General features: G+C 73.9%; 21 protein-coding genes. 7 read left to right on the top strand and 14 right to left on the bottom strand.

Annotation, left to right across the window (positions count from 1 at the left end; all coding sequences use genetic code 11):
- The first annotated feature begins 7 nt into the window (after positions 1-7).
- Positions 8-2,494 (top strand): glycosyltransferase, encoded by a 2,487-nt coding sequence (locus ACWPWV_RS11610; protein WP_454043142.1) that lies wholly within the window; start codon positions 8-10, stop codon positions 2,492-2,494.
- A gap of 43 nt (positions 2,495-2,537) precedes the next feature.
- Here ACWPWV_RS11610 and ACWPWV_RS11615 read toward each other — a convergent pair whose 3' ends face one another.
- The 5 genes from ACWPWV_RS11615 to ACWPWV_RS11635 are packed head-to-tail and all read right to left on the bottom strand — an operon-like array spanning position 2,538 to position 9,482.
- Positions 2,538-4,934, bottom strand: a complete 2,397-nt coding sequence (locus ACWPWV_RS11615) for a glycosyltransferase (protein ID WP_454043143.1) — start codon at positions 4,932-4,934, stop codon at positions 2,538-2,540.
- 34 nt (positions 4,935-4,968) lie between these two features.
- Positions 4,969-5,976, bottom strand: a complete 1,008-nt coding sequence (locus ACWPWV_RS11620) for a glycosyltransferase family 2 protein (protein ID WP_454043144.1) — start codon at positions 5,974-5,976, stop codon at positions 4,969-4,971.
- The gene (locus tag ACWPWV_RS11625; protein ID WP_454043145.1) at positions 5,973-7,097 is read right to left on the bottom strand and encodes a glycosyltransferase family 4 protein; all 1,125 of its coding nucleotides are present in this window, start codon (positions 7,095-7,097) and stop codon (positions 5,973-5,975) included. The genes ACWPWV_RS11620 and ACWPWV_RS11625 overlap by 4 nt, the downstream gene beginning before the upstream one ends.
- Positions 7,098-7,107: 10 nt before the next feature.
- Complete coding sequence (locus ACWPWV_RS11630; RefSeq protein WP_454043146.1) at positions 7,108-8,424, bottom strand: hypothetical protein; 1,317 nt, start codon at positions 8,422-8,424, stop codon at positions 7,108-7,110.
- The gene (locus tag ACWPWV_RS11635; RefSeq protein ID WP_454043147.1) at positions 8,421-9,482 is read right to left on the bottom strand and encodes a glycosyltransferase; all 1,062 of its coding nucleotides are present in this window, start codon (positions 9,480-9,482) and stop codon (positions 8,421-8,423) included. Before ACWPWV_RS11635 ends, ACWPWV_RS11630 begins: the two co-directional genes overlap by 4 nt.
- Positions 9,483-9,552: 70 nt before the next feature.
- On the opposite strand from ACWPWV_RS11635, the gene ACWPWV_RS11640 reads away from it, so the two are divergent.
- From ACWPWV_RS11640 to ACWPWV_RS11655, 4 genes are all read left to right on the top strand, one after another.
- On the top strand, positions 9,553-10,647 hold the full coding sequence (locus ACWPWV_RS11640; RefSeq protein ID WP_454043148.1) for a UDP-N-acetylglucosamine 2-epimerase: 1,095 nt from the start codon (positions 9,553-9,555) through the stop codon (positions 10,645-10,647).
- An 88-nt stretch (positions 10,648-10,735) separates the two neighbouring features.
- Entirely contained in the window at positions 10,736-11,449 is a 714-nt protein-coding gene (locus ACWPWV_RS11645; RefSeq protein WP_454044526.1) for a glycosyltransferase family 2 protein, read from the top strand.
- A complete protein-coding gene (locus ACWPWV_RS11650; protein ID WP_454043149.1) occupies positions 11,446-11,883 on the top strand; it encodes a DUF2304 family protein in 438 nt (145 codons plus the stop codon). The genes ACWPWV_RS11645 and ACWPWV_RS11650 overlap by 4 nt, the downstream gene beginning before the upstream one ends.
- Before the next feature lie 35 nt (positions 11,884-11,918).
- Positions 11,919-13,469, top strand: coding sequence for a DUF2142 domain-containing protein (locus ACWPWV_RS11655; protein WP_454043150.1), 1,551 nt, complete (start codon positions 11,919-11,921; stop codon positions 13,467-13,469).
- Positions 13,470-13,553: 84 nt separating this feature from the next.
- Here ACWPWV_RS11655 and ACWPWV_RS11660 read toward each other — a convergent pair whose 3' ends face one another.
- The 4 genes from ACWPWV_RS11660 to ACWPWV_RS11675 all read right to left on the bottom strand — a co-directional run bounded on the left by ACWPWV_RS11660 (position 13,554) and on the right by ACWPWV_RS11675 (position 18,035).
- Complete coding sequence (locus tag ACWPWV_RS11660; protein WP_454043151.1) at positions 13,554-14,780, bottom strand: polysaccharide pyruvyl transferase family protein; 1,227 nt, start codon at positions 14,778-14,780, stop codon at positions 13,554-13,556.
- A complete protein-coding gene (locus tag ACWPWV_RS11665) occupies positions 14,777-15,733 on the bottom strand; it encodes a lysylphosphatidylglycerol synthase domain-containing protein (protein WP_454043152.1) in 957 nt (318 codons plus the stop codon). The genes ACWPWV_RS11660 and ACWPWV_RS11665 overlap by 4 nt, the downstream gene beginning before the upstream one ends.
- Positions 15,734-15,737: 4 nt before the next feature.
- Positions 15,738-16,835 carry a nitroreductase family protein gene (locus ACWPWV_RS11670; RefSeq protein ID WP_454043153.1) on the bottom strand — a complete coding sequence of 366 codons (1,098 nt, stop codon included), beginning with the start codon at positions 16,833-16,835 and terminating at the stop codon, positions 15,738-15,740.
- Between the two features lie 132 nt (positions 16,836-16,967).
- Positions 16,968-18,035 carry a glycosyltransferase family 2 protein gene (locus ACWPWV_RS11675; protein ID WP_454043154.1) on the bottom strand — a complete coding sequence of 356 codons (1,068 nt, stop codon included), beginning with the start codon at positions 18,033-18,035 and terminating at the stop codon, positions 16,968-16,970.
- Positions 18,036-18,200: 165 nt separating this feature from the next.
- On the opposite strand from ACWPWV_RS11675, the gene ACWPWV_RS11680 reads away from it, so the two are divergent.
- Positions 18,201-19,334 carry a glycosyltransferase family 4 protein gene (locus tag ACWPWV_RS11680; RefSeq protein WP_454043155.1) on the top strand — a complete coding sequence of 378 codons (1,134 nt, stop codon included), beginning with the start codon at positions 18,201-18,203 and terminating at the stop codon, positions 19,332-19,334.
- On the opposite strand, the gene ACWPWV_RS11685 is transcribed toward ACWPWV_RS11680, so the two are convergent.
- The gene (locus tag ACWPWV_RS11685) at positions 19,312-19,929 is read right to left on the bottom strand and encodes a dTDP-4-dehydrorhamnose 3,5-epimerase family protein (protein WP_454043156.1); all 618 of its coding nucleotides are present in this window, start codon (positions 19,927-19,929) and stop codon (positions 19,312-19,314) included. The two genes, ACWPWV_RS11680 and ACWPWV_RS11685, sit on opposite strands and share 23 nt — an antisense overlap.
- 172 nt (positions 19,930-20,101) lie before the next feature.
- Between ACWPWV_RS11685 and rfbD the strand changes: the two genes are divergently transcribed.
- Positions 20,102-21,004 (top strand): dTDP-4-dehydrorhamnose reductase, encoded by a 903-nt coding sequence (rfbD, locus tag ACWPWV_RS11690; protein WP_454043157.1) that lies wholly within the window; start codon positions 20,102-20,104, stop codon positions 21,002-21,004.
- On the opposite strand, the gene ACWPWV_RS11695 is transcribed toward rfbD, so the two are convergent.
- From ACWPWV_RS11695 to ACWPWV_RS11710, 4 genes are read right to left on the bottom strand one after another with little or no spacing between them, the layout of a single operon-like run.
- Positions 21,005-21,721 carry a class I SAM-dependent methyltransferase gene (locus tag ACWPWV_RS11695; protein ID WP_454043158.1) on the bottom strand — a complete coding sequence of 239 codons (717 nt, stop codon included), beginning with the start codon at positions 21,719-21,721 and terminating at the stop codon, positions 21,005-21,007.
- Positions 21,721-22,695 (bottom strand): lysylphosphatidylglycerol synthase domain-containing protein, encoded by a 975-nt coding sequence (locus ACWPWV_RS11700; protein ID WP_454043159.1) that lies wholly within the window; start codon positions 22,693-22,695, stop codon positions 21,721-21,723. Before ACWPWV_RS11700 ends, ACWPWV_RS11695 begins: the two co-directional genes overlap by 1 nt.
- A gap of 56 nt (positions 22,696-22,751) precedes the next feature.
- Positions 22,752-23,615: a glucose-1-phosphate thymidylyltransferase RfbA gene (gene rfbA, locus ACWPWV_RS11705; protein ID WP_454043160.1), complete on the bottom strand. Its 864-nt coding sequence runs from the start codon at positions 23,613-23,615 to the stop codon at positions 22,752-22,754.
- Between the two features lie 29 nt (positions 23,616-23,644).
- Entirely contained in the window at positions 23,645-24,529 is an 885-nt protein-coding gene (locus tag ACWPWV_RS11710) for a glycosyltransferase family 2 protein (protein ID WP_454043161.1), read from the bottom strand.
- Positions 24,530-24,576: the final 47 nt, after the last annotated feature.

Below are 24,576 nucleotides of genomic sequence, written 5' to 3' on the forward strand. Positions count from 1 at the left end.
CGCCGACGTGAACGAGCCGACAGTGCGCGACGGTGTGGTCTCCGTCGTCCTGGTCAACTACAAGGGCGCGGACGACACGATCACGTGCCTCCGGGCCTTCGACGAGGTCGACTGGCCGAGCGAGCGGCTCGAGCTGATCGTCGTCGACAACGACTCGCAGGACGGGAGCGCCGAGCGGATCCGTGCGGCCGTGCCCCACGCGAAGGTCGTGGAGTCGGGCGGCAACCTCGGCTTCGCCGGCGGGTGCAACACGGGTGTCGCGCACGCCACCGGTCAGTGGGTGGGCTTCATCAACAACGACGCCCGTCCCGGCCCGGGGTGGATCACGGCGGCGGTCGAGGCGATGAGCGCCGACCCCTCGGTCGGTGCCGTCGCCTCGAAGGTCCTCGACTGGGAGGGGAAGCTCGTCGACTACGTCGACGGGTCGCTCACCTGGTACGGCATGGGCTACAAGCGCGAGGCGGAGTGGCCCGACTCGCCGGAGTACGACGTGCCGAAGGACGTCCTGTTCGGGACCGGCGCGGCGATGTTCGTCCCGGCCGCGCTGTACCGGGAGGTCGGCGGGTTCGACGAGCGCTTCTTCATGTTCTACGAGGACGTCGACCTCGGCTGGCGCCTGAACCTCCTCGGCTACCGCGTCCGGTACGTCCCGGGGTCCGTGGCGTACCACAAGCACCACGTCACGATGAAGAAGTTCGGGAACTACCGGGAGTCGTACCTCCTGGAGCGCAACGCGCTGCTCTCGATGTACAAGAACCTCGACGACGAGTCGCTCGCGCGAGCCCTTCCGGCCGCGATGGCGCTCGCCGTCCGGCGGTCCGTCGCACGCACCGGCACGGACGCCACGATGCTCGACCTGCAGCGGTCGCCCGGCGGCGACGACGTCGGCACGGTCGAGGTCGAGAAGATGGCGCTCACGGGCCCGCTCGCGATCGACTACTTCGTGGAGCAGCTCCCGTCGCTCGTCGAGTCGCGCCGGGAGCTGCAGGCCCGGCGCCGGCGCTCGGACCGCGAGCTGTTCCCGCTCTTCCGGCACGCGATCGAGCCCGCCTACGCGATCGAGAGCTACCTGACGGCCCACACCGACCTCGTCGCGGCGTTCGGCATCGACGAGCACTTCGTGTCGCGGCAGCGCGTGCTCGTCGTGACCGGCGAGCCCCTCCTGGAGCGGATGGCCGGACCGGCGATCCGTGCGTGGGAGATCGCGCACGCGCTCGCCCCGGTCGCCGAGGTCCGGCTCCTGTCGACGGCCGGCGTCAAGGTGGAGTCTCCCGAGTTCGACGTCGTGCACGCGCACGGCCGCGAGCTGCGCAAGCAGACCGACTGGGCGGACGTCATCGTCTTCCAGGGCTTCCTCCTGGAGGGCGCGCCCTGGCTCAAGGAGAGCTCGAAGATCCTCGTCGCCGACGTCTACGACCCGATGCACCTCGAGCAGCTCGAGCAGGCGAAGGACCTCGGTCCGAGCGGTCGTGACCGGTCGATCCGGGAGACGACGCGTGTGCTCAACGAGCAGCTCGCGCGCGCGGACTTCGTCCTGTGCGCCTCCGAGAAGCAGCGCGACTTCTGGCTCGGGCAGATGGCGGGTCAGGGCCGGGTGAACGCCGCGGTCTACGACGAGGACGAGAGCCTCGACTCGCTCATCGCCGTCGTCCCGTTCGGCATCGCCGACGAGGACCCGGTCCAGCGCCGGCACGCGATCAAGGGCACGGTCCCCGGGATCGGCCCCGACGACAAGGTCATCCTCTGGGGCGGTGGGGTCTACAACTGGTTCGACCCGCTGACCCTCGTGCGGGCGGTCGACCGGCTGCGCCGTCGGCACCCGGAGGTGCGCCTGTACTTCCTGGGCCTGAAGCACCCCAACCCCGGCGTGCCCGACATGCGGATCGCCTGGGAGCTCCAGCAGCTCTCCGACGAGCTGGGGCTGACCGGCAAGCACATCTTCTTCAACGAGGGATGGGTGCCGTACGGCGAGCGTGCCGACTACCTGCTGGACGCGGACCTCGGCGTCTCGACGCACTTCCACCACGTCGAGACGGCGTTCAGCTTCCGCACGCGCATCCTCGACTACCTGTGGGCCGAGCTGCCCATCGTGGCGACGAGCGGTGACACGTTCGGCGGGCTCATCACCGAGCACGGCCTGGGAGCGGCCGTGCCGCCCGAGGACGTCGAGGCGCTCGAGGCGGCGCTCGAGACCTACCTCTTCGACGACGAGGCGATCGCCGCCGCGCGTCGGAACGTGAAGAGCTTCGCGCAGTCGTACCGCTGGGCGGAGGTCCTGCGACCGCTCGTCGAGTTCTGCCGCTTCCCGCGCCGCGCGGCCGACCTGCACTACGACCTCGGGGACCCGGAGACCGTCGCCCGCGGCTTCGAGCGTCGAGGCGGGCTGCGTGCGGACCTCGCGCTGGCGCGCGACTACCTGCGCGCCGGTGGGATCGGGGAGGTCGCCCGACGGGCCGGCGGTCGCGTGCGCAGGGCTCTCGGCCCCTCGTCCTGACCGGACCGCGGACAGAGGGCGGGTGCGCGCGGCGCGCCCGCCCTCAGCGCGTGAAGGGCAAGGAGCCCCGCAGCGCTCGCCCACGGCGGGCGACGACGTCGCGCAGGCCCGTCAGCCGGTCGGCGCTCCTCGTCCTGCGCACCTCCGCGAGGCGCTCGGCCATCCGTCGTCCCGCCACCTGGGGCGAGTGCAGCGTCCGGATGTCCTCCGCGGCCCGTCGACCGACCGCCCGGGCGCGTTCCGGGTCGTCGATCACGGTGCGCAGGTGCGCTGCTGCGGCGGCGACGTCGGGATCCGCCCACCGGCTCCCCGCCGGGTACGGGTCGGCTCCTTCGGGGATCGGCGTGCTCGTCCACGGGACGAGGAACGAGTTGTCCTCGGTCATGAACTGCATGTTGCCCGAGTACGCCGTCGCGACGACCGGCCGGCCCCACGCCATGGCCTCGGCGATGGTCAGGCCCAGCCCTTCGGACCGGTGGAGCGAGACGTAGCACGCGCAGGACGCCGCGAGAGCGTCCCGTTCGGCGGCCGCGAGGTATCCCTCGATCAGCACGACGTCCGGGTCCCCGGCGACGAGGAGCCGGAGCCGTTCGGCGTCGGCCGGACGTCGGTCGGCGTTGATGGTCTTGAGCACCAGCACGGGCCCCTCGCCCGGGGCGAAGGCGGTCCGGAACGCGTCGACGACCGCCCAGGGGTTCTTGCGCTCCACGGTGCTCAGGTAGTCGAAGGCGAAGAGGAAGTACGGGCGACCGGCGGGGATGCCGAGGCCCTCGGGGAGCGCCGGGCGCTCGGGCGACCGCTGGGGGAGGGGCGGCGGCACGGTGACGACGGGCACCGGTGAGACGGCGGCGACGGCGTCGCGCACGAAGTCCGTGGCGGTCCACACCTCGTCGACGTGCTCGAACGCCGCGGCGTGGTCGGCAGGGAACGACTCGACCTCCCAGTACCACATGCCGATCCGCCGGGACCCCGCGGTGATGCCCTCGACCGCGGCCGCGATCTCCGGGGTCTGGTCGGCGTTGACGCACAGCAGCGTGACGTCGAAGACCTCGTCGTCCCGGGACGCCTCGTAGGCGGCAGAGTTCCGGCTCTGCAGGTTCCGTGCCACGGGCACGGTGGAGTGCCGGACGCCGCCCGCCGTGAGCGCCTGCTCCACGAGGCGCGCCGACTCGCCCACCCCGAGCTCGCCCGCGAGGTACCCGACGAGGTTGACCCCGTGCGGGTGGTGACCCTGCTGCCGCAGCGGGGCAGCCCGCTGCGCCGCCGCCGTGGCCCTCGCGGCGGCCCGCATCAGCCCCGCGTCGTAGGGCTCCTCGCCGACCCCGCTCGCCAGCGCCCAGTCGACCAGCGCCCGCGTGTCGGGCCCGGGGACCAGCGGGAAGGCCGCGCGCAGGTCGTCGCGCTCGTCGTACGCCGCCGCGAGGTAGCGCGCGACGCCCGCCTCGTGACCCGGCGGCAGCGCCTCGAGCAGCCAGGCGTCCAGGGCCGGCACGGACCCGGTGTCGAAGGGGTCGGGGAACGCGGTGCCCTCGGACGCCGCCCGCCGGAAGACCCGGCGGAGGTGGTCGTGGACCGGGACGCCCGACGCCGTCGTGGAGAACCGTCGGGCGGGCCGCCGCGCGTCCTGCTCGCGCTGCACGTCCTGCTCGCGCTGCACGGCCTCGCGCGCGCACCGGCGCGCCAGGACGGGGTGCTCGCTGAGGAGGAGCCGGGGCGGGTCGTCGCTCCGGACGTCGAAGAGCCAGGGTCGGGCGGGGTCGAGGCCGCCGAGGTCCAGCGCGACGACGTCCCGCCCGTCGCGGCGCAGGACGGCACCTTCCTCGTCGAAGCGTGCCTGGCGCGGCGTGTTCCAGCGGGACACGAGCGCCGCGTCGTCGCGCACCACGGTGACGGGCACCGCCATCGCGAACAGGTCCAGCGCGGCGTCGCCCACCTCCCACGACTCGAGCAGACGGACGAGGGAAGGGAGCGCGGGCAGGACCGCCGGCCCGAGCGCGAGCAGGTCGGTCGCCAGCCGCGGTCGCGGGACGAGCGCCGCCGCCGTGTCCTGGGGCCCGGGGGCGAGCGGGTCCGTCGTCCGGCTGAGGACGACGAGCCCCGTCTCGTCGACGCGCTGCGTGATCCTGGCAGGGGAGGAGAGCAGGACGACGCCGGCGGTGACCAGGAGCACCGCGTGCCCCGCGGCGAGCAGTTCGCCCGCGAGCCGCGTGCCCAGGAGCCGCACGAGCTGGTCCTCCGCGAGCAGCGCCGCCCACCGGTGCAGCTCCGCGTCCGGCAGGACGTCCTCGGGGCGCCGCACCTCCTCGTCGCGCACGGGCACGTACCCGTCGTCGACCGCGAGGACCACGACGGGCGCGCCCGGGTCGACGCGGTGGACGGACCGGACGGTCGCGCGGGCCGCGGCGTTCGTGGGTGCGGTGGCGACGACGACGACGGTCACACGGCCTCCTGGTGCTGGACGGAAGGATCAGAGCCTAGTCGGGCGGGCGGGGAGCGGTGGGGCGGGCACCCTGCGCCGTCGCGACGCGGAACACCTCGGCCCGGGTGCGGCGCGCTCCGCGCCAGAGGCTCCGCCGCTCGCGCCACGTGGTCGGCGCGCGGCGGACGGCGTCGACCACGGCGCGACGGCGGGCGGCGGTCACGGCGGACCGCTCCGAGCGGCGCACGCTGTGCACGACGGCCGCGGCGACCTGGCGCACGGTGGAGCGCGCCACCACGACCGGCGGCGCGTGCCGGGCGAGGACGACGAGGGAGTTGCGCGTGTTGTAGTAGCGGAACAGCGGGCTCGTGGCGTCGCTGCTCGCGGCGTGGCGGTGGTGGGCGACGGCGGTCGCGCAGTAGCGCACGGTCCAGCCCCGGGCCCGCAGCCGCCACGAGAGGTCGGTGTCCTCGTAGTAGAGGAAGAGCCACGGGTCGAACGACCCGACCTCGCGGAGCGCGGCGGCCCGAAGCAGTGCCGCTCCTCCGCAGAAGCCGAAGACCTCGGGGTCCGGGTCGATCGTGCCGTCCACGGCCAGCCAGTCCCGGTCGCCGCCCGCGCCGTCGGGGCCCACGACGTTGCCCGTCGAGTTGACGACCGTCCGGCCGAGCGCGTCGTGCTCCACGAGCAGGATCCGCGCGGTCACCGCACCGACGGCGGGCTCGGCGTCGGCCACCGCCACCATCTGCCGCACGGCGTCGGGCTCGAACCGGGCGTCGTTGTTGAGCAGCACGGCGTACTCCGCGTCGAGGTCCCGCAGCCCGAGCTCGGCTCCTCCGGCGAAGCCGAGGTTCACCGGGCTCGCGACCACGCGGACCGTCGGGAACTCCGCGGCGAGCATCGCGAGCGTCCCGTCCGACGAGCCGTTGTCCACGACCAGGACGTCGAGCTCCCCGTCGGCGAGGTCCTGGTCGAGCAGCGAGGGGAGCGACTCGCGCAGGAGGTCCGCGCCGTTCCAGGTGACCACGACGGCCCGCACCCGGGGCGCCACCGGGGCGCTCACGCGGCCGCCCCGAGCGCGTCCCGGTACGCCTCGGCGTGCGCGGCGGCCGATCGCTCCCACGTGTACAGCGCGGCGTTCTCCCGGGCGGCGCGCGCGAGCGCGTCGTGGGCGTCGCCGGCCGCGCGCTCGATCCCCGCGGCGAGGGAGCCGGTGTCCGCCGGGTCGACGAGGACGACGCCGTCGCCCCCGACCTCCGCCATCGAGGTGCCGACCGACGTGACGACGGGGGTGCCGTGCGCCTGCGCCTCGAGGACCGGCATCCCGAACCCCTCCCACCACGACGGGAACGCGAAGACCCGTGCGGACGCGTACGCGAGGTGGAGGTCGTGCACGCTGAGCGCACCGAGGAGGTGGACCCGTCCGGGCGGCACGTGCGCGAGCCGGGAGGCGACGTCGCGCCCCGCGTCGCCCCAGCCGGGCGGACCGGCGAGGACGAGGTCGAGCTCGGTGCCACGGGCGACCAGGTCCCGGTAGGCGTCCACGAGGCCCGCGACGTTCTTGCGCGGCTCGAGCGCGCCGCACCAGAGCACGAACGGACGGTCGAGGCCGTGCCGCTGCCGGAAGGAGCGGGCCTGCTCCGCGGTGACCCGCGGGCCCTCCGCGCCGTGCGGGATCACGCGGACGCGCTCGGCGTCGACGCCCGCCTCGATGCAGTCCTGCCGCGTCGCCTCGGACGGCGTGACGACGACGTCGGCCTCCCGGCGCACGACGGCGAGCCCACGCTCGAAGAACTCGACGCCGCGGGCGGTGAAGTGCTCCGGGGCACGGCGGAACGCGAGGTCGTGCACGGTGACGACCAGGGGCGCCGTCCGCGGCGGGACGGCCCAGGTGGTGGCGTGGACCACGTCGGGCCGCGGACCCGGGACGCGCGGGCGACGCCAGCGGGACCACGCCTCGTAGAGCACGGGGCGCGGGAGGACGGACCGGTGGACCGGCATCGCGGGCGGGAGCCCGCGGTCGTCGGCCGGACCGCGCGCCCGGGCACCGGCGACGACGACGTCGTCACGCTCCCAGAGGCCCCGGGACAGCTCGCGCACGTAGGTCCCGGAACCGCCCGGTACCGGCTGCCAGAGCTGTTCGACGGTGAGCGTGACGCGCAGTCTCGCGGGGTGGGGAGGCACGCGATGCAGCCTAGACGCTGCCGGTCGCCGGGCGCGGCGCCGCCGTCACGAGTCCCGTCGACAGCCGCCACAGGGTCACGGCCGCGACGAGCGCGCCCGTCAGCGGTCCGACGACCGCGCCGACCACCGCGGACGGGACGAGGTCGAGCGGGCTCAGCAGGAGCCACAGCGCGGTCGACACCGCTCCCGTCGCCCAGACGACGACGACCCAGCGGTAGCTCCCGAACGCGATGAGGGCGGCGGACATGAGCTGGAGGCCGGCGAGGAGGCACGCCGAGAACACCAGGCCCGCGATGGCGGCGGGAGCGATCACGTAGTCCGCGCCGTAGGCGAGCCGCACGGCCCACGGACCGAGGAACCAGGCACCCGTCGCGAGGGCCGCGCCCACGACGAGCGTCGCGGCCACGCCGAGGAGGAGGAACCGGCGCGCGCGAGCCGTGCCCCCGCCCGAGTGGCGCCACCGCACGATGGCGGGCACGGCGAGGGCCTGGAGCGGCGCGACGAAGAGCAGCGGCACGCGCGAGACGGTGAGCGCGGCGAAGACCGTGCCGCCCGCCGCGCCGAGCTCCCCGCCCGAGAAGGCCGTCACCATCGTGGGGTACCCGGTGATCATGCTCGCCGTCAGGCCCGCGGCGAGCATGAGCGAGCCTGCGCGCGCGGCGGAGGCGGACCACGACGCACGCCCGTCGTCCGTGCCCGTGGTCGTACCCCTGCCCGGGTCCGTGACCGGGCCGGACGCCGGACGGCGGAGCTGCCGGGCGTACACGAGCCAGGCGTACGACCCGACGACCACTGCCGCGGCGGCGGTGCCGAGGGTCAGGCCGACGGTCGCCCAGAGCACCAGCAGGACGACGAGTCGCGAGACGGCCTCGAGGATCACGAGGACGCTGTAGCGGCGGACCTGCCCGCTCCCGACGAGGATGCCGCGGACCGTGAACTGCACGGCGAAGCCGAGGACCGCGACGAGGACGAGGACCCCGAGCCGGCTGTCGGCGTCGCCGTAGAAGCGCAGGGCGACCGGCGGCAGGAGCGTGAGCGCCGCGGCGGTCGCCGCGATGACGCCGGCGGTCGCCGCCACGCGGCGGATCGGCGCGCGCGCGCTGGTCCCCGGTTCCGCCGCCTGCCGGGCGGCCTCCTGCTCAATGGTGGACAACGAGCCGGCGAGCCCGAAGAGCACGCCCCAGAACGAGACGAACAGGCCGAACTCCGCCGGGGTGAGCGCACGGCCGACGACCGCGAGCAGGAGGTAGCCGACGACGCTCGAGATCGCGATCGCGACGCCCACGCTGAGGACGCGCGCGCTCCCGCCGCCGCGTGCCGGGCTCACGCCCGCGAGCCGCGGGACCGCAGCGCGTGCCGGGCCGCCAGGAAGAAGCCTCGGAGCACGCCCGCGCCGAAGAGCGCGACGAACGCGGGGGTCAGCGCCGCGGCGGCACGCACCTCCGCGCCCTTGCCGCCCGACGCGGCGACGGCGGCCGGCACGAGCGCCCAGACGGCCCCGAGCCCGACGGCACCCAGCACCGGTCGGGCCACCGTGAGCGCGACCAGGCCCGCCCCGCCGACGGTCGCCGCGACGAGCAGGCCGCCGAGCAGCCGGGACTGGCCGAGATAGCTGTCCACGAAGGTGGTCCCGCGGAAGTAGGCCTGCCGGCGGAAGCCCGAGACGCCCGACTTGCCGTGGTAGGTGAACGCGAAGTCCGGCGAGAGCCAGATGCGCCGCTCGGCGGCGGCCCGGCGCAGCAGCCGGGTGTCGTCGCTCGCGAGCTGGTGGGACGCGAACAGCGAGTCGAACGACGCCGCGAGCTCGAGGAAGTGCTCGCGCTCGAGGAGGAGGCACGTCGTGCCCTTGGGGTAGAGGTCGAAGTCGTCCGCCCCGAACGACACGAGCCGGGGGTCCGCGAAGTACCGGCGCCAGCCGACCTTGGCCAGACCCGACCAGAAGGCCGCCGTGGCGTTGCCCCGGGTCTCGACGTCGACGTGGCCGCACCACACCGTGGCCTCGGGCCGGGCGGGCAGGTTCTCGACCATCCAGCGCAGCGAGTCCTCGCCGACGAGCACGCGCGAGTCGAGCAGGAGGACCCAGCGGTTCCGTGCCGCGCGGGCGCCGGCCGTCCGGGCGGCCATCCGCCCCGCGTTCGGCTGGCTGAGGCGACGGACGCGCGCGTCGGCCGACGCCAGCTCGTCGACGACGTCGGCCGTGCCGTCGGTGCTGCCGTCGTCCACGACGACGACCTCCGCGCGCACCCCCGCGCGGTCCGCGGCGGCGAGCACCGCACCCACCGAGCGCCGGATCCACGTCTCCTCGTCGTAGACGGGGATCACGACGCTCAGGTCCGTCAACGGGGCGCCCGTCGTCGGCGCGAGATCGGGCAGGGGAGTGGTCACGCGCATAGGCTAGCCGCCCTCCGCGCGCCTGTAGGCTGGCGCGACGTCACGCGGAGGGACCCTGGCTACGTTGATCGCCTTCATCGTCGGCACCACTGCCGAGCTCATCAAGATCGCCCCCGTCCACCACGAGCTCGGCTCCCGGGGCCGGTCGGCGGAGATCTGGTACACCGGACAGCACGTCAACGAGCTGCCCGGCGTCCTCGCCGACCTGCACCTCCCGGAGCCCGCCGTGTGGCTGGTCCCCGAGGAGGGGGCCACGAACCTCGCCCGGACCGGGCAGGTCCCCGGGTGGGTGCTCCGCCTGGCCCGCACCGTGCTCACGCGACGCCGCGAGCTGCGCGCGCGCCTGCGGGCCGACGGCGCTGCGCCGGTCGTGCTCGTGCACGGCGACACCTTCACCACGCTGTTCGGCGCGGTGATCGGCAGGGTGCTCGGCGCGCGCGTCGGGCACGTCGAGGCCGGGCTGCGCAGCGGGCACCTCCTCCACCCGTTCCCCGAGGAGATCAACCGCAAGCTCACCGCGCGGCTGGCCCACGTCCACTTCGCACCCGGCGAGGTCGAGGCGAAGAACCTCGCCGGGCGGCGAGGCGTCGTGGTCACCGGGGGGAACACGGTCATCGACGCGGTGCGGACGGCGCTCGCGGAGGACGCCGGCGGCGCGTCCCTGCAGCTGCCGGAGCGCTACGGGCTCGCGACGCTGCACCGGTTCGAGCTCGTGCGGGACAGGGACGCCTACGCGGCCGCGCTCGCCGTCCTGCGGGAGCACGCGGCGCGGATCCCGATCGTGTACTTCGCCGGGGAGTCCGAGAAGGCGCGGCTCCGGGAGTACGGCCTGACCGAGGTGTTCGACGGCGAGCACCTGCTCCTCCGGGACAAGCTCCGCTACGTCGAGTTCCTGCCCGTGCTCTCGGGGGCGGAGTTCGTCGTGACCGACAGCGGCGGGGTCCAGGAGGAGTGCGCCCACCTCGGCATCCCGTGCGCGGTGCACCGCCTGAAGACGGAGCGGCACCAGGGGCTGGGCGCCAACGTCGTGCTCACCGAGATGGACCGCGGGCGGCTGGCCGCGTTCCTCGAGCACGTCGAGGACTACCGGACGGGTGACGCGACCGACTCGGCGCGCCCCAGCGCGGTCGTCGCGGACACCGTGGAGAGCATGATCTGACCCCGCCGGTGCTCGGACGCACGCGGGCCGGGCGGCGGTGCGGACAGCGGTAGGATGCACCCTCGTGACCGCCCCCTCGCCGCCGCGCATGCTGGTGATCCTGCCCGCGTGGAACGAGGAGGAGGCGCTGCCGGGCGTGCTGGCCGACCTCCGCGTCCGCCTCCCCCGGGCCGACGTCCTCGTCGTCAACGACGGCTCGACCGACGGCACCGGCCGCGTCGCGCGGCAGGGCGGCGCGATGGTGCTCGACCTTCCGCTCAACCTCGGTGTCGGCGGTGCCATGCGCGCCGGGTACAAGTTCGCGCGCAACGAGGGCTACGACGTCGCGGTGCAGCTCGACGCGGACGGACAGCACGACCCGGCCGAGGTCACCAAGCTCGTGGACACCCTGGCCGTCGAGGGCGCCGACGTGGTGATCGGCGCGCGGTTCGCCGGCACGGGGTCGTACTCCGTCCGGGGACCGCGCCGCTGGGCGATGCGCCTGCTCTCGCGCGTCCTGTCGCGGGTCGCGGGGACGCGCCTGACCGACACGACGTCGGGCTTCAAGGCGTCGAACCGTCGTGCCGTCGAGCTGTTCGCGCGCGAGTACCCCGCCGAGTACCTCGGCGACACGGTGGAGTCCCTCGTCATCGCCGCGCGCGCCGGCCTCACGGTGCGGCAGGTCGGCGTCTCGATGCGCGCGCGCGCAGGCGGCACGCCGTCGCACAACGCCGCGAAGGCCGCGCTCTTCCTCTCGCGGGCGATGCTCGCGCTCCTCATCGCGCTGACGCGCCCCGTCACACCCCAGGTCGAGACCCGATGAACACGTACTACCTCGCGCTCGCCGTCGTCGTCGCCCTCGTCGTCTTCCTCGTCGTGCTGCTGCGGACGCGCCGCCTCAAGGAGAAGTACGCGGCGGCGTGGCTGCTGCTCGCCGTCGCGGTGTCCGTCATCGGGGCGTTCCCGGTGGTGGTGACGGCGATCGCCTCCGTGCTCGGCGTGGCGACCCCGAGCAACCTGCTGTTCGCCGCGGCTCTCGCCGTGCTCCTCGGCGTCTGCATCCAGCTGAGCGTCGAGCTGACCACGCTGGAGGAGGAGACGCGCACGCTCGCCGAGGAGCTGGCGATGCTCCGGCTGGACCTGGAGAGGCGGACGGGCGCCGGGGCGACCCCTCCGTCGTCGCCGTCCTCCGGCACGGTCGACGTCACCGCCTCCGCCGCCACCTCGGTGCCCGACGCCGTCGAGACCGAGGCCTGAGCGTGGAGCGGGTCGCCGCAGACCGGTCGGCGTCGGTGTCTCCGGGCACCCGGCGGTCCCGACGGGCGGCGGGCGCCGCCGCGGCACCGCTGGTCGGTCTCCTGCTGTTCGTCGTCTTCCTCACGTCGTGGGCGCTGGCCTCACCCGTGGGCTCGAGCCCCGACGAGGACTACCACCTGGCGAGCATCTGGTGCGCGCAGGGCGACCGCGACGGGGCGTGCGTCGTCGACGGCGAGGGTGCCGGCGCCACGTACGCCGTCCCGGTCGACGTGCGCAACGCTCCCTGCTTCGCCTTCGACCCCGCCGAGTCCGCGGCCTGCCAGCGCGCCGACGAGCCAGGGATGGTCGAGACCGAGCGCGGGAACTTCGGCGCGCACGCGGGCGACTACCCGCCCGTCTTCTACGCGACCATGAGCGCCTTCGTCGGTCCGGACCTCGAGCGCTCCGTCCTCGTGATGCGGCTCGTCAACGTGCTGGTCGCCGCGGCGATGCTGGCCGCCACCTACGTCGCGAGCTCCGGCCGGGTGCGGCGGGCGGTCGTCGCGACCGTCGGCGTCACCGTGGTCCCGCTCGGCGCGTTCGTCATCCCCTCGATCAACCCGAGCAGCTGGGCGGTCACGTCCGCGCTCACGCTGTTCTTCGGGGTCCTCGGCTTCCTGACCGCGCGGGACCGTTGGCGGGTGGTCGTGCTCGCCCTCGTGTCCGTGGCGTCCCTGGCGCTCGCGGCGGGGTCCCGGGCCGACGCGTCCGTGTACTCGATCGTCGGCATCGGGGCAGCGGTCGTCACGGCGCTCTCGGTCACCGGCGTCACCCGCCGGGCGCTCGTCCGGCTGCCGCTGCCGGTCGTGCTCGCCGCGGTCGCGGCGTGGAGCTACCTCACCGCGGGCCAGGCGGTCGGCGGTGGTGAGACCGTCCGGGCGAGCGTCGGCGACTTCGTCCTCGTGGCGTGGGACGCGCTCGGGTACTGGGTCGGGGCTCTCGGGATGAGCCCGCTCGGCTGGCTCGACACCTCTCTGCCCGCCGTCGTGTGGGTGCTCGTCACGGGGTGCTTCTTCGCCGTCGTGCTCGCCGGCCTGGCCCACGTCGGCGTGTGGCGCGGGGCGATGGTGGCCGGCGTGGCTCTCGCTGCGGTCGTGGTCCCCACCTACATCGAGGCGACGTCGGCGAGCCCTGCCGGGAGCGTCCAGGCGCGCTACCTCTACCCGCTGCTGATCCTCCTCGCGGCCGTCGCGACGACGAGCACGGAGCGCGAGCGGAGGGACTTCGGGCTGACGACCGTCCAGCGATGGGTCGTCGTGCTCGCGGTGAGCACGGCGGGCGCCGTCGCCCTGTACACGAACGTGCGACGCTACGTGACCGGCGAGGACGTGGTCCGCCTGCGGCTGACGCCCGCCGAGTGGTGGTGGGAGGGCGTGCCGTTCTCCGCGGACGTGGTCTGCCTGGTGGGGACGGTCGCGTTCCTGGGCGCCTTCGCCCTCACGTCCCGCATCCTCGCGCCCGGCACCACGCCGGAGCCGCTCGATCCCGACGGGAGCGTGTCCCCGGCTCGCGCGACGGAGCCTGCGGGGACCGCCGCCTGCGCCTGATCCGGGTCTCGGGCGACGACGGCCCGGCGGACGACGTCGCCCCCGGCGCGCGGTGACCTGCGCGTGCCGGGGGCGACCGGTACCTCAGCGGCGGGAGCGCGCGACGTCCTCGATGATCCCGACCTGCTCGAGAGCCTTCGCCTGCACGGTGACGAGCGCCTCGGCGATCTCCTCGTGGAGCTCGGCCCGGTGCGCGACCAGGTCGTCCAGCAGCGTCCGGAAGGTCTCGTCGGTGAGCTCCTGGTGTCCGACCGCGAAGCGCGACTGGCCGAACATGTCGAGCACCTCGCGGTACTTGTGGCTCCAGCCCACGACGAGGGTGGGCACCGTGGTCGCGAGGGACGACACCATGGCGTGGAAGCGCGACGCGACGAAGACGTCGCAGAGCGAGATGAGGTGCCTCAGGGACTGCGAGCTCAGCTCGTCGTCGACGAAGAGCACCTTGTCCGGTGAGGCGACGCGTGCGGCGATCTCCCGGCACAGCGGCAGGTCGTTGTTGTGGGCCTTGTCCGTGTGCGAGCGCGCGCTGTGCGCGACGAGGAAGACCTTGCGCCCGAGGGTCTGCGTGATGTGGTCGATCTGCCCGACCACCTCGGTGACGTAGTCCTCGCCGCGCCCGGCGGCCGCCTTGGCGAGGACGGCGCTCGGGGAGAACCCGACGACGTCGCCGCTCTCGAAGAACGAGGTGTCGGCCGCGGCCTCGGCGGCGCGGACGTCCTCCTCGCCCACCTGGAGGGTGAACGCGAGGTCGGCGCCCGCGTGGACGTTGCGCAGACCCAGGCCGAGGAGGTGCTCGTGCGTGATGGCGCCGCGCGAGACGATGGCCGCCACCCGGGGGAGGAGCGCCTTCGCGGCGGCGCGGTTCAGCGGCTCCTCGAAGGGACCCATGGCCTGGGCCACCTTGACCACGGGGGTGCCGACGAGGAGGGCGGGCAGGATGCTCGCGACGTTGTAGACGAGGAACTTGCCGCGGCCGTCGACGAACGTGATGCCACCCTCGTCGAGGAGCACGTCGCTCTCCGCGAGCGCGCGCACCTCCGGGACGCGCGCCCGGATGGCCCCGCGCAGCGGTGGCAGCAGCCGGTGCAGGAGCGCCGCGCCGTTGATGAGGACGCCCAGCCGGATCGGGTCCGCCCGCAGGACCTGCAGGTTCCGGAAGGGGTTCAGGCGGCGGTCCGAGTCCGGGTACATGCTCAGGAGGACGAACCGGGCGTCCTCGTCGCGCGCGCTGAGATGCTGCACGGAGCTCTCCAGCATGGCGGACGCGCCCTTGTTCCCGGAGAAGGCGGAGCCGATGATCGCGATCCTCATGCGGGGGATCCCTTTCTGTTGGAGAGCGCTCGGAGCGCGAGGTAGACGGCGGCGACCACGAGGTCGGAGAGCGTGGCGAGCAGACGCGCCGCGATCGAGAGGACGATGGCCTGCTCGACGGGGATGTACGGCGTGGCGAGGAGCACGAACACCGACTCGCGGACGCCGATGCCGCTCGGGACGAACACCGCGAGGATGCCGACCGCGCCCGCGATGACGTAGGCGGACGCGAGGGGCAGGTAGGTGGACGCCGGCGGGCCGACCATCGAGATGGCGATCGCGACCAGCCCGGCGCCGTTGAGCGCGCGCGGCAGGAGGTACAGGGCCTGGTAGCGCAGCGACTGACCGGAGCTGAGGAAGTACTCGTGGGGGATCTCGCGGCGGAGGGTGCGCCGGGCCAGCAGGTTCGAGATCCAGCGGAAGAACCGGCGGTTCGTCAGGGCGAGGAGCGGGACCAGGGAGACGAGCGCGACGACGAGCATCCCGTTGCCGCTCACGTCGAACGTCCCCATCGCGAGGAGCACGACGGTCGGCGGCACGAGCGAGCCGACGAGGAGGAAGACGTTCTCGTAGACGAACGTGAGCGTGACGAGCGTCCGGGAGATCCCGGCCGTCGCGGCCCACGAGATCTTGTTGACCACCGAGCCGACCTGCCCCGGGACGTACTTCAGCAGCCACGACAGCGAGTGCACGCGGACGGCCTCGAGCGCGGGCACCGGGCGGCCCGAGAGCTCGGCGGTCATGGCGCCCCACAGCAGGCCCGAGAGCACGACGGCGAGCGCGAAGAGGACGACCGACGCGACGATCCAGCCGTCGACCGTGAAGGCGATGTCCTGGACCGCGTCCAGGTTCGCGGCGAGCGACCGCCCGAAGAAGTACCCGACGACGAGGACGACGACGGTCGCGAGCGCGAACCGCAGCAGCCGACGACGACGCGGACGCGCGTCCGCCACGCGGTTACTCCGCGAGGGCATTGAACGAACGCATCACGTCCAACGACTTCTTCGGTGACGACGCGACGAGGGCGTCGGAGCGCGGGAACCCGACCGCGATGAGGAAGACGACCCGCTCGTACGGCTCCAGCCCGAGGACCTTCTGCATCTTCATCTCGAGGGGCTCGAAGTCGGGCCAGTTGATGACGCTCGACGCCAGGCCGAGCGTCTCGAGGGCGAGCATGAAGCCCATGGCCGCGAGCGACGCGTCCACGTACGGCACGTGGCGGTCGCGGGGGGAGAAGTAGCTGTCGAACCGGCCCTTGACGACGATCACCGTCGGGATCTGGTGCCCGTACCCACCGGCGCCGAACGGGATCGAGGCGACCTTCTGCACGGCCTCCGGGTCGTCGAAGACGAGGAACTCGTACGGCAGCCGGTTGCACGCGGTCGGTGCCTCGCGGCCCACGAGCAGCGCCTTGTCGACCAGCTCGCGGGGCACGGGCCGGTCCTCGAACCAGCGCACCGAGCGCCGCTGGTTCGCGAGCGCGAGGAGGTCGTCGTAGGAGACGTCGCTGCGCTTGATGTCCGCGTGCGGGTACGGGAAGAGCGGACGGTCGACGACGACGTCCTCGGGGACCGGCTGGGCCTCGAACACCTGGCGTGCGCGGTCGATGGCGGGCTCGCCGTGACGGACGATGGAGAAGTACTCCGAGAGGACGGCGTGCGCCCACTGGAGCTCGACGTCGTCGATCCCGGTGCCGCCCGCGCGGCCCTGCACGGCCTGCGCGTAGAACGCGACGGTCTCCTCGACGTAGTCGCGCGCGAACACGTCGCGGCGCGGCTCCATGAGGATGCCCTTCTCGAGCCGGTGCACGTTGCGGCGCAGCTCGACGTGCGAGCGCCGGGCACGGCTGAGGTTGCGGTAGTAGGCCCGGCGTCCCGCGAGGATGCCGTACTGCTCGCGGTTGAACGTGCCGAGCCCGGGGACGGAGTAGAGGGTCGCCGTCACGCGGTTGCTGCCGAACACCTGCAGGACGCCGAGGGTCGTCTTCTCGTAGGTCCGGCGTACCGCGGGCACGGCGAGCGCGTCCTTCGCGAACTTCTTCAGCTTCTTCAGCACTGCGTGCACCTCAGGTCTGGTCGAGCCGGCGGGACGCCGGTCGTGCGGAGGGGTCGTGTCGGGCTGGGCGCGGCACGTGCGCGCGCCGGTGGTGCGTGCCTGCGGAGGGTGGGGACGGCGAGCCGGTCCCGGTCACCGGACCGACGGCGAGGTGTGCTCGCCGAGCAGCAGCTCCTCGGCGTCCGCCTCGAGGACGGGCACGCCGGCCGCGCCCTGGGGAGCGGCCGGGATGCCGTCGACGCCGGGCGCGACCTGGCGGTCACGGGCGTACTGGATCTCCTTGATGCGCTCGAGGGTGTCCTCCGCGAGCGTCCTGTTCGTCTTGAGGAGGTCGGCGATGACGAGCAGGGCGAAGCACAGGAGCGATCCCACGAGCATCGCGGTGCCGAAGATCAACGACTGGACGTGCCCGCCCGCGCTGCCCGCGATCCACAGCACGAGGAACCGCACGAACGGGATGAGCGCGGCGACGAGGAAGACCGCCCCGAGCGTCACGAAGACGGTGTGCGGCTTGAACATGATGTAGCTGCGCGCGATCGCCTGGCCGGACTTCATCATGTGCTGCCCGATGTTCTTGAAGAGCCGCGACTCGCGGGTCTTCGCGTTGGTGGTGATGGGCACGCTGGCGATCCGCAGCCGCTTGTTGCCCGCCTGGATGATCGTCTCCATGCAGTAGCTGAACTGCGTGACGACGTTGAGGCGGATGAGCGCCGCGCGCGAGTAGGCGCGGAAGCCGCTCGCCGCGTCGGGGAGGTCGGTCCCGGCGGCGAAGTTGACGACCTCGCTGCCCACGCGCTGCATGGCCTTCTTGAACGGGGAGAAGTGCGCGATCGTCGCCGTCTGGCGGTCGCCGATCGCGATGTCGGCCTCGCCGCGCACGACGGGCGCCACGAGGTCCCCGATGCGCTCCTGCGGGTACTGGTTGTCACCGTCGGTGTTGACGACGATGTCGGCGCCGTGCTTGAGCGCGTAGTCGACGCCGTCGCGGAACGAGCGCGCGAGCCCCATGTTCCGCGTGTGGCGCACGAAGTGCACGACGCCGTGGGCGCGCGCGACCTCGACCGTGCGGTCGCTCGAGCCGTCGTCGATGACGAGGACGTGGATCTCGTCGACCCCGTCGATCTCCCGAGGGATCGACGCGAGGACGGAGCCGAGCGTCGTCTCCTCGTTGAGGCACGGGATCTGGACGAATACCTTCATCTCACACTCACAGGACGGCGATTTGGCTCCGGCAAGTCTACCGGTGCGCGGGGAGCCGCCCGGACATGTCCCCGGCCCCGGCGATTCGTCGGGTCTGCGCGGGGTCGCGGCCGGTCGTCCCGCGCCCGGGTTGCTAGGGTCGGGGCCCGGTCGAGAGGAGTGCACGTGCGGGTTCTGCTAGACGCGACGGCGGTGCCGGCGGATCGGGGCGGCGTCGGTCGCTACGTCGACGAGCTCGTCCCCGAGCTCGTCGCCGCCGGGGTCGACCTCGTGCTCGCCGTGCAGCAGCGCGACGTCGAGCTCTTCGCGCGCGTCGCGCCCGCCGCGGACCTCGTGCCGGCGCCGTCCGCCGTCGCGCGGCGCGCGGCCCGCATAGCCTGGGAGCAGTCCGGCCTGCCGGCGCTCGTGCGCTCGGTCCGCCCGGACGTCGTGCACTCGCCGCACTACACGCTCCCGCTCGTCACGGGCGCCCCGACGGTGGTCACGCTCCACGACGCGACGTTCTTCACGACGCCGGAGCTGCACCTGCGCTCCAAGGCCGTCTTCTTCCGCAACGCGATCAAGGTCGCGTCCCGTCGTGCCGACGCGCTCGTCGTCCCGTCCCGCGCCACGCGGGACGAGGTCGTCCGGCTCGTCGGTGCGGACGCCGGGAAGTTCTTCGTCGCCTACCACGGCGTGGACCACGGACGGTTCCACCCGACGAGCACCGCCGAGCACGAGCGCGTCCGCGCCACGCTCGACGTCGGGGACGCGCCGTACGTCGGCTTCCTCGGGACGCTCGAGCCCCGCAAGAACGTCCCTGCCCTGGTCCGGGGGTGGGTCGAGGCGTGCGACGGTCTCGCGGACCCGCCGGCTCTCGTCCTCGCGGGCGGGCGCGGGTGGGACGACCGGATCGACGCCGAGGTGGCGCGCGTCCCGGAGCACCTGACGGTGCGCCGGCCGGGGTACCTCCCGCTCGACGACCTGCCGGGCTTCCTGGGCGGGGCGAGCGTGCTCGCCTACCCGAGCCTCGGCGAGGGGTTCGGCCTGCCCGTCCTCGAGGCCATGGCCTGCCGGGCCACCGTCCTCACGACGCGCGAGCTGTCCTTGCCCGAGGTGGGCGGGGACGCGGTCGCGTACTGCGGGACCGACGACGAGTCCATCGGCCGCGAGCTGTCCTCGTTGCTGCGCGACCCCGCACGCCGGACGCGGCTCGCGGAGGCCGCGGCCGTCCGCGCGCAGGAGTTCACGTGGGCCGCCGCGGCCGGCGTCCACGTCGAGGCGTACGAGGCCGCGATCAGGCGCGCAGGGAGGCGATGAACTCCTCGACGGCGGCGGCGGTCGGGAGCAGGCCCTGCGCGGCCGCCTCGTGCAGCCCGGGCGCGGCCTCGTCCTTCTCGGACAGCTGCGGGACCAGCGGCGAGCCGTCGCGCGCCGTCGTCGGCCACTCGATGCCGACCGCCGGGTCGAGCGGGTGGATGCCGTGCTCACGGCCCGGCGCGTAGCCGGTCGAGCACAGGTACAGGACCGTCGAGTCGTCCTCGAGCGACAGGAAGGCGTGCCCGAGGCCTTCGCCCAGGTAGATGGCGCGACGGTCCACGTCGTCCAGCAGGACGGAGTCCCAGGCCCCGAACGTGGGCGACCCGACGCGGACGTCCACGACGACGTCGAGCACGGCGCCCCGCGCGCACGTGACGTACTTGGCCTGACCGGGCGGGACGTCGGCGAAGTGGATCCCGCGCAGGACGCCGGCGGCGGAGACCGAGCAGTTGGCCTGCTGCAGGTCGAGCGGGTGCCCCACCGCGTCGGCGAACGGCCCCGCCTTGAACCACTCGAGGAACACCCCGCGCGGGTCGCCGTGCTGCTTCGGCGTGATCTCCCACGCACCGGGGACGGCGAGCTCGCGGAACTGCATCGGGGGTGCTCCTCTTCGGACGGCGCGACGGGCTCGCCGCGGACGTCGTGCGGCGGGCTCTAGGATCTTACGGTGCCCGACCGGGCGCACGGCGCGGCCTCCCGCACGACGCGGGCGGGCATGCCGTCGCACATCGACCGCCCTGCGCGGTCACTTCCAGGGACGGAGCGTCGTGGACGAGACGAAGGACCACGGGACCCCGCGGACGGGCTCCGCCCCCACCGCACGCCGATGGCTCGTGGTCGGGGCGGGCGGCATGCTGGGGCAGGACGTCGTGGCGGCCGTCGCGGCCTCGGGGGACGAGGTCGTACCGGTCGACCGCCGCTCCCTGGACGTCACCGACCCGAGCGCGACAGCCGCGGCGGCCCGAGGCTTCGACGTGGTCGTCAACTGCGCCGCCTGGACCGCGGTGGACGACGCCGAGTCGCAGGAGCAGGCCGCCTTCGCGGTGAACGGCACGGGCGCCGCGAACGTCGCACGGGGGGCCGCCCGTGCGGGCGCACGGGTCGTGCACGTCTCGACCGACTACGTGTTCGACGGTCGCGCCTCCACCCCCTACGCGGAGGACGCCCCGCCCGCGCCCCGCTCCGCCTACGGCCGCACGAAGGCGGCGGGGGAGTGGGCCGTCCGGGCCGAGGCCCCGGACCATCTCGTCGTGCGGACCGCGTGGCTCTACGGGGCGCACGGCGCGTGCTTCCCCAGGACGATGGCCCGGCTCGCGGGGGAGCGCGACGAGCTGACGGTCGTCGACGACCAGGTCGGTCAGCCGACCTGGACCGTCGACCTGGCCGACCTCGTGGTGCGCCTGGTCGCGGCGCAGGCGCCGAGCGGGACCTACCACGGCACGTCCTCGGGTGCCGCGTCGTGGTTCGAGTTCGCCCGGCACGTCGTGGCGTCGGCGGGCGGCGGGGCGCGCGTCGTCCCGACGACGAGCGAGGGCTTCGTCCGTCCGGCGCCCCGCCCGGCCTACTCCGTGCTGGGGCACGACGCGCTGCGTGCCGCCGGCGTCGAGCCGATCGGGTCGTGGGAGGAGCGGTGGGCGCTCGCCGCGCCCACGGTGCTCGGCACGGCCTGATCAGGCAGGGGTGAGGAGCGACGTCTGCTCGCCGTAGGGGAGGGTCGGCGTGAGGCCGGTGCACCGGGTCTCGCGCAGCCCGCTGGCCTCGATCGCCGACCGGTACCGGGCCCGACGGCTGTTGTCGAACACCACGAGCCCGTCCGGGGCGAGACGGCTCACGGCGCGCTCGAGGCTCGCGCCGCGCGCGCGGCCGTCGACCACGACGAGGTCGAACGTGCCCCCGGCGCGGTCGATCGCGGCGACGTAGTCGGCGAAGTCCAGCCCGGACTGGCCCTCCTTCTGGGACGGCACGGCGGGGTGGTCGGACACCTCCGGCTCGACGAGCTCGACGCTGAGGTTCGCCTGCGCCTCGAAGGACGGGCGCATGTACTCGTAGAAGCCCTCGTGGTGCTCCACGGAGTGCACCTCGCCCGCGCGGCGCGCGAGCCAGAGCGAGCTCGCGCCGGAACCGTACTCGAAGATCCTCGCCTGCTCGCGGCCCCGGAGCCAGGCCTCCACCGCGTCGATCGCGTCGTACGTCCACCAGGGGACGTCCATCTGGATCATCGCCTGCGGGTCGTACACGCGCGTGAGGCTGTAGAACCAGTGCTTGGTGCGCGCGGAGCGGGGCGGGGGCGCGTCGTCGAGGACGTGGAGGGCTCGCAGCCCCGTCCCGAGCGTCTTCATGCCGGACACGTAGGCGCTCTTCGACATGCGGAGGACGGTGTCTCTCATCAGGTCTGCTCCTCGACGGTCGCCGGACGACCCCGACGACGAAGATACGAGAACGCCACCAGGGCGGCAGCGCCGTCCACGAGAACATAGAGCAGCCGGGAGACCGTGGCAACGATCACACCGGGTGCCGCGCCGAGGCCGCACAGGGCGGCGAAGACGATCTCGCGCAGCCCCGCGCCGGCGGGCACGGGGACCGCGACGATCCCCACCGTCCACGCCGCGACGGCGGCCATCGCGACGGCCGCGGGGGACTGCCCGTACCCCAGCGACGCCGTGACGAGGACCGCGGCGCCGCCGACGAAGAGCCACGACGGGAGGGTGAGCAGGGTCAGCCGGCACATCGCCCCCCAGCCCGGCACGGTGAGCATCCGGTCCCCGCGCAGCGCGACGTGCATCAGGCGCAGCCCGAGCCCGACGACCCGCGGGTGGAGCAGGGCCGCTCCCACGGGGAGGGCGAGGGCGAACCACGCCACCCAGGCCGGTGCGTCGCCCAGACCGACGGCGAGCGGGCCGACGACACCGCAGAACCAGCCGCCGGAGACCACGATCGCGCCGAGGGACAGGAGCGTCGAGGCGTAGCTGGTCCGCCGGTCGATGCCGCCGCGCACCGACAGCTCGCCGCGCCCGACGATCGCCCAGATCCCTCCGGGCAGGTACTTGCCGATCTCGCCCCCGAAGTACCAGGCGAGGACGTCGGCCAGGGTGCGGCCGTGGCCGACGATCCGCAGGCAGTACGACCACGCGACGGCCAGCACGAGGCCCGCGAGGGCGCTGACCACGAGGGCGACGACGAGGAGCGTCACGTCGGCCGACCGCAGGTCCCCCTCGATGCGGTCCCACTGGGTGACGACCGTCCACACGCACAGCGCGACGGCGACGACGGCGACGAGCCGGCCCGCGAGGCGGACCCACCGGGCTCGGGCACTGGTCGGGCGGGCCTCGTCCTGCTCGGCCACGGGCTCCTCAGACGTCACGGGCCCACAGTACGGTGCGGTCCGCCGGCGCCCGGGTGCGCGGCGCCGCGATACGGCTACGCGTCGAGGAGGCTCACGAGGTAGGAGCCGTAGCCCGACTTCACGAGGGCCTCGCCGCGCTCGCGGAGCTCGTCGTCGGTGAGGAAGCCGCGACGCCAGGCGACCTCCTCGGGCGACCCGATCTTCAGACCCTGACGGTTCTCGATGGTGCGCACGAAGTCGGAGGCCTCGAGCAGCGAGTCGAACGTGCCGGTGTCGAGCCAGGCCGTGCCGCGGGGCAGGACCTCGACCTGGAGGCGGCCCTGGCGCAGGTACTCGCGGTTGACGTCCGTGATCTCGTACTCGCCGCGCGCGGACGGCTCGAGGTCGCGCGCGATCGCGACGACGTCGTTGTCGTAGAAGTACAGGCCCGGCACGGCGTAGCTGGAGCGCGGGTGGGCGGGCTTCTCCTCGAGCGACAGCGCGCGGCCGTCGGCGTCGAACTCGACCACGCCGTACGCGGTCGGGTCCGAGACCCGGTAGGCGAAGACGGCGCCGCCGTCGATGTCCTCGAACCGCGTGAGCTGGGAGCCCAGGCCGGGGCCGTAGAAGATGTTGTCGCCGAGCACCAGGGCGGCGGAGTCGTCGCCGATGAAGTCGGCGCCGAGGACGAAGGCCTGGGCGAGGCCGTTGGGCTCGGCCTGGACGGTGTAGCTGATCGAGACGCCGAACTGCGACCCGTCACCGAGCAGGCGCCGGAACTGCTCGGCGTCGTGCGGGGTGGTGATGACGAGGATGTCGCGGACGCCCGCGAGGATCAGCGTGGACAGCGGGTAGTAGATCATCGGCTTGTCGTACACCGGGACGAGCTGCTTGCTCACCCCGAGGGTGATGGGGTGCAGTCGGGTGCCGGAGCCGCCGGCCAGGATGATTCCACGCATGGTCGCCATTGTGCCGCACCCCGCGTCGCTCAGGACCGCGCCGCCCGCCGCGACCCCGCGACCTCCACCCGCTCGCGCACCCGCAGGCCGAGGACCGCCGCCCAGCGCACCGGGGCCTCGAACCAGCGGCGGTAGCGACGCCGCACGTACCGTCGAGCGCTCGCGTGGTGGGCGCGGATCATCGGCTCCGGCGTCCGCTTCCAGGACGCGCCCTGGATGTGCGTCACGGTGGCCGAGGGGACGACGACGTTCTCCCACCCCGCGCGGCCGAGCCGCTCGCCGAGGTCGAGGTCCTCGAAGAACATGAAGTAGCCGCTGTCGAAGCCGGAGACGGCCTCGAACGCCTCCCGGCGCAGCAGGAGCAGCGCGCCCGAGAGCCAGCCGACGGCGCGCTCGGCGCCCGGGTCCTGCGGGTTCTCGCGGCGGTAGCGACGCGAGAGCGGGTTCGAGGGCCAGACCCGGACCAGGAGCGCGTGGCCGGCCCCGAGCCACAGCGAGGGGACCGCCCGCGCCGACGGGTACACCGTCCCGTCCTCGTTGAGGATCCGCGGCCCGAGCGAGCCGGCCGCCGGATGGCGCGTGGCGGCGTCGAGCAGGGCGTCCAGGGACCCGGGCTCCCAGACGACGTCGGGGTTCGCGACCACGAGCCAGGGCGACGTGGAGCCCTGGGCGCCGATGTTCGCGGCGCGGCCGTAGCCGACGTTGCCGCCCGACTCCACGAGCCGTGCCGTGCCCTCGTCGACCAGTCCCTGCACGACCGTGCTGGGACCGCCGTTGTTCACCAGGACGAGCTCGTACGTCTCGCGCGTCGCCGTGCGCAGGGACCGTGCGAAGGCCTCGAGCTCGGGGCCGGGGTTGAACACGACGCAGACGACGCGGACGGCAGGACGGACCGGCGGAGGGGCGGACGGCATGGCACGCGAGCCTAGCGGTCGCCCGGCGCCCGTCGGGCACGTCGTGG

Source organism: Cellulosimicrobium sp. Marseille-Q8652, assembly GCF_965112045.1.

Excerpts from the sequence above, each read along its gene's own strand:
- ACWPWV_RS11660 (WP_454043151.1), bottom strand. The coding sequence starts at position 14,780 with ATGAGGATCGCGATCATCGGCTCCGCCTTCTCCGGGAACAAGGGCGCG.
- ACWPWV_RS11710 (WP_454043161.1), bottom strand. The coding sequence starts at position 24,529 with ATGCCGTCCGCCCCTCCGCCGGTCCGTCCTGCCGTCCGCGTCGTCTGC.
- ACWPWV_RS11675 (WP_454043154.1), bottom strand. The coding sequence starts at position 18,035 with ATGAAGGTATTCGTCCAGATCCCGTGCCTCAACGAGGAGACGACGCTC.
- ACWPWV_RS11645 (WP_454044526.1), top strand. The coding sequence starts at position 10,736 with ATGCTGGTGATCCTGCCCGCGTGGAACGAGGAGGAGGCGCTGCCGGGC.
- ACWPWV_RS11695 (WP_454043158.1), bottom strand. The coding sequence starts at position 21,721 with ATGAGAGACACCGTCCTCCGCATGTCGAAGAGCGCCTACGTGTCCGGC.
- ACWPWV_RS11650 (WP_454043149.1), top strand. The coding sequence starts at position 11,446 with ATGAACACGTACTACCTCGCGCTCGCCGTCGTCGTCGCCCTCGTCGTC.
- rfbA (WP_454043160.1), bottom strand. The coding sequence starts at position 23,615 with ATGCGTGGAATCATCCTGGCCGGCGGCTCCGGCACCCGACTGCACCCC.
- ACWPWV_RS11685 (WP_454043156.1), bottom strand. The coding sequence starts at position 19,929 with ATGCAGTTCCGCGAGCTCGCCGTCCCCGGTGCGTGGGAGATCACGCCG.